The sequence below is a fragment of the Burkholderia sp. E168m23 genome, assembly GCF_016586125.1.
GTDB classification, from domain to species: domain Bacteria; phylum Pseudomonadota; class Gammaproteobacteria; order Burkholderiales; family Burkholderiaceae; genus Burkholderia; species Burkholderia orbicola.
The window spans coordinates 1-3,852 of record NZ_BCPP01000702.1; the positions used below are offsets into that span (position 1 = coordinate 1).

Genomic DNA, 3,852 nt, shown 5'->3' on the forward strand with positions numbered 1-3,852 from the left:
AGTCGTGAAGGAGTCGCCATGAATACGCACGCGATCGTCGCCGCCGCCCTGGCGGCCGCTTCCCTGTCGGCGTTCGCTCAACCGGGCGTGACGTCATCCGGTTTTCCCGCCGCCGCGCCTCGTCCTGCAGCCGGGCAAGCAATGCACCGTTCGCCCGCCGCGTTGCCGCCCGCCGGCTTCGTGTTCGCGAAGATCGATCAGAACAATACGCCGCCCGATCGCGGGGGCGACCCGGCCGGCCGCGCGCACGGCGGCACGCATATGTAACGATACGCGCCGGCCATCGGCATTCGGAACGTCGGCAGCGACGGACCACGGGTGCCGTGGAGATCGTCGGTGCGCCGCTGCCGCGCGCTGTCGGTCGTCCCCGGTTGAGCAATCAGCCAGTCGTGCCCGGCGCGAAGTCACGCGCTCGACCCCGCCAATTTCATCAGACGTGAAACGCGGTACCGTCGGGAGAACACGAGCGAATCCGGCACTCCGCCGCAGGACAATGACGTTTTTTTGCATCCCCACCCGGCCGCACGATTGACGCGCCGGAGGGCGCGCCATTACCCTTGCGCGCTGATGGTTCCCGGAGACGGGATCAAAAGGGAACGCAGGTGAGGCAACGCCTCGAAGCTGCGGCTGCCCCCGCAACTGTGAGCGGCGAATCCGTGCCACCGCATGCCACTGGGAAACCGGGAAGGCCCGCACGGACGACGACCCGCGAGCCAGGAGACCTGCCATCGACCCGAGGTCCAGCAGCCGCACCGGGCGGGGTGTCCCGATGCGCCAGGCGCCGCCCCCGGCGGCCGCCCGTTGCATGGACGACCCGACCTCAGGATCCGTCAGATGTCCATCGTTCCCGAATCCGCTTCCCGACCGGAAGCGTCGCACCGACACGCCGTCGGCATGCGCTCCTCGTCCGCCTTCGGCTCACGATCGCCGTACACGCCACACGCTTGGTCCCGCTGTCTCATGAATATTCGTCACCTGCTTGCCACATCCGCCGCCACCGCGCTGCTTTCCCCGCTCGCCCATGCGGCCGGCGACATGGCGCAGGCGCAGCCCGCCGCGCCTGCGTCAGGCGCGGACCTGCCGACGATCAGCGTGACCGACACGCGGCATCTGCCCGAATCGTTCGACCGCCGCTATGCGTCGACGCAGGTGCTCACGCGCGAGGATCTCGACCGGCTGTCGCCCGCCGACCCTAGCATCACGCAGGCGCTCGCGACGCTGCCGGGCGTGACCGTCGCGCAGAACGGCGGGCCCGGCTCGTCCGCGTCGGTCAGCATCCGCGGCTCGTCGGCGAGCCAGGTCGCCGTGTTCATCGACGGCATCCGGATCGGCTCGCCGACCACCGGCATCGCGCCGTGGGCCGACCTGCCGACCGAAGCGTTCGAGCGCGTCGAAGTGATCTCCGGGCCGGCCGCCGCGTCGTTCGGCAACAACGCAATGGGGGGCGTCGTTCAACTCTTCACGCGCCGCGCCGCCCACCAGCCGAACCAGACCACCGTGTCGTTCGGCGGCGGCTCGAACAAGACGTTCGACACGCAGTTCCGCACGTCGGGCACGGTGCCGTCGACGGGGCCGATGGCCGCGCTCGGCGGGCTCACCTACTCGCTCGGGCTGCACGACTACAACACGGCCGGCATCGATGCGACGCGGCCGTTCTTCTACGGCCACGAAGACGGCCGCAATCCGTATCATGCGCAGGACCTCGACGCACGGCTCGGCTATGCGCGCGACAACTGGTCGATCTCGACGTTCGCGCTGTACCACCGCTCCGATCTGTCCTACGACAACAGCGGCTACGCGAATCGGGAGCTCGATCACCAGTTGACGACCGGCGTCGCGTTCCATCTCGACATCACGCCCGATACGCAGTTCGACCAGTCGTTCGGTTATGCGAACGACCGCCAGTTCATCTACGCGGACAACCCGGCCCTCGCGACGGATCAGATCAATTCGCAGCGCATCAGCACGTCGACGTCGCTGACCCATCAGGAGCACGGGTTTCACCTGTTCGGCCTGCCGCTGTCGGGCGAATCGAAGCTCGCGTACGACTTCACGCGCGAGCAGGCGTTCCTGCCGGTCGACATTCCCGGCGGCGTGCCGACGCGCAACGATTCCGCGTTCTCGCTGCACCAGTCGGCGACGCTCGGCCGCGTGACGATGTTCGTGGCCGGCCGTCACGAGATCATCGCCGGGCAAGCGGTGAACACCGGCAACGCCGCGCTGTCGTGGGCGATCACGCCGGTCTACACGGCGCGGGTGTCGTACGGCAATGCGTTCCGCCTGCCGACCTTCAACGACCTGTACTACCCCGGCTACGGCAATCCGAACCTCAGCCCGGAACGCAGCACGTCGGTCGAGGCCGCGCTCGACGCGAACACGGCGTACGGCACGTTCACCGCGGCGATCTACGACACGCGCGTCAGCAACCTGATCGCGTACAACCCGGCAACGTTCTCGCCGATGAACATCGGCCGTTCGCACATTCGCGGCATCGACCTGTCGTACAAGGGGACGATCGGCCGTTCGACGCCGGTGAGCGTCGCGGTCGGCATCCTGAATCCGCAGGACGAGACCAACCAGACCTGGCTCAGCCGCCGGCCGCGCCAGACGGTCAGCCTGAACGTCGACCACACGTGGGACGAACTGAAGCTGCACGCGCTGAGCACGGGCGCGTCGCTGCTGTACGGCGGCTCGACGTTCGACGATCCGGCCAACCGGCAGTACCTGGCGTCGTACCTGACGGTGAGCCTGCGCGCGTCGTACCGGATCAATGCACACCTGACCGTGTCGGCGTCGCTGTCGAACCTGTTCGACCGGCAATACATGACCGCGTACGGCTACAACACGCTCGGGCGCACCGCGTTCGGCAAGGTCAGCTATACGTTCTGACGGCCACGCACATCGGCGCAAGGAACCCCACCGGCACGCGCGCCTAGATCAACCCGCGCACGCCCGCGACCAGCTGGATCGCGCCGAATACCGCGACGACGGCCGCCGACCCGCGCGACAGCGCGTGCATGAACGCGAACGACAGCTTCGTGCGCAGCGCGGCGCTCGCGCCGCTCAGGCACAGCCACCACGTGGCCGAACCGACGAACACGCCGGCCACCATCCACCCCACGGTCGCCCACATCGCGCCTTCCCGCGCCCTCGGCAACGGGCCGAGCGCCGCGAAGATCCCGACGAACGACACGATCGTCATCGGGTTCGACAGCGTGAGGCCGAACGTCGTCAGGAAATCGCGCAGGACGGTCGACCGCGGCAGGTCGCGTTGCCCCGCCGGCGCGGCCGGCGCCTGGCGTGCGATGGTCCATGCGAGCCAGACGAGAAACGCGCCGCCGCCGATTTTCAGGCCGACGGTCAGCATCGGGAACGCGGTGACGATGCCCGCGACACCCAGCGCGCCGAGCAGGCCGTAAATCGCATCGGCGCACGCGGCGCCGATGCCCGTCGCGAAGCCCGCCTGGAAGCCGCGGCTCAGGCTGCGCTGAATGCACAGCATGCCGATCGGGCCGACCGGCACCGCGATCGACAGCCCCATCACGACGGATTTGATGAACAACATCGCCTGCTCCTTGCAACATCCAGTGGCTCGAACAGGCATCGTAGGGAAAGTCCGGCCCCCGCTGAATGCGGTTTTTAAGGAAAAATGGCCACTCTCCCTTAAAAACTCCAACCGCAATGGACGATCTGGACTGGAAGGTGCTGGCGCTGTTGCAGGACAACGGGCGCATCAGCTATACGGAGCTCGCGCGCCAGGTTCACCTGTCGGTGCCGGCGGTGACGGAGCGCGTGAAGCGTCTTGAAGCGGCCGGTGTGATCGACGGCTACACCGCCCGGATCAATCCGTCC

The 3,852-nt window shown here is 67.9% G+C and carries 4 protein-coding genes and 1 riboswitch; of the genes, 3 read left to right on the forward strand and 1 reads right to left on the reverse strand.

The features are described from left to right. Window positions 1–18: 18 nt before the first annotated feature. Together JMF90_RS27795 and JMF90_RS27800 are read left to right on the forward strand one after the other, a co-directional pair. Window positions 19–267 (forward strand): hypothetical protein, encoded by a 249-nt coding sequence (locus JMF90_RS27795; protein WP_011547650.1) that lies wholly within the window; start codon window positions 19–21, stop codon window positions 265–267. Between the two features lie 284 nt (window positions 268–551). Then, window positions 552–745: riboswitch (cobalamin riboswitch) on the forward strand. A 215-nt stretch (window positions 746–960) separates the two neighbouring features. Further along, window positions 961–2,889: a TonB-dependent receptor domain-containing protein gene (locus tag JMF90_RS27800; protein ID WP_011547649.1), complete on the forward strand. Its 1,929-nt coding sequence runs from the start codon at window positions 961–963 to the stop codon at window positions 2,887–2,889. Between the two features lie 43 nt (window positions 2,890–2,932). Here the strand turns inward: JMF90_RS27800 and JMF90_RS27805 are convergent, their stop codons facing one another. Further along, window positions 2,933–3,565 carry a LysE family translocator gene (locus tag JMF90_RS27805; protein WP_011547648.1) on the reverse strand — a complete coding sequence of 211 codons (633 nt, stop codon included), beginning with the start codon at window positions 3,563–3,565 and terminating at the stop codon, window positions 2,933–2,935. Between the two features lie 116 nt (window positions 3,566–3,681). Here JMF90_RS27805 and JMF90_RS27810 point away from each other — a divergent pair. Beyond that, window positions 3,682–3,852: Lrp/AsnC family transcriptional regulator (locus JMF90_RS27810; RefSeq protein WP_201325686.1), on the forward strand; the 171-nt coding region annotated here is incomplete at its 3' end.

Coding starts and splice junctions, on each gene's coding strand:
- JMF90_RS27800 (WP_011547649.1), top strand. CDS start 961: ATGAATATTCGTCACCTGCTTGCCACATCCGCCGCCACCGCGCTGCTT.
- JMF90_RS27795 (WP_011547650.1), top strand. CDS start 19: ATGAATACGCACGCGATCGTCGCCGCCGCCCTGGCGGCCGCTTCCCTG.
- JMF90_RS27805 (WP_011547648.1), bottom strand. CDS start 3,565: ATGTTGTTCATCAAATCCGTCGTGATGGGGCTGTCGATCGCGGTGCCG.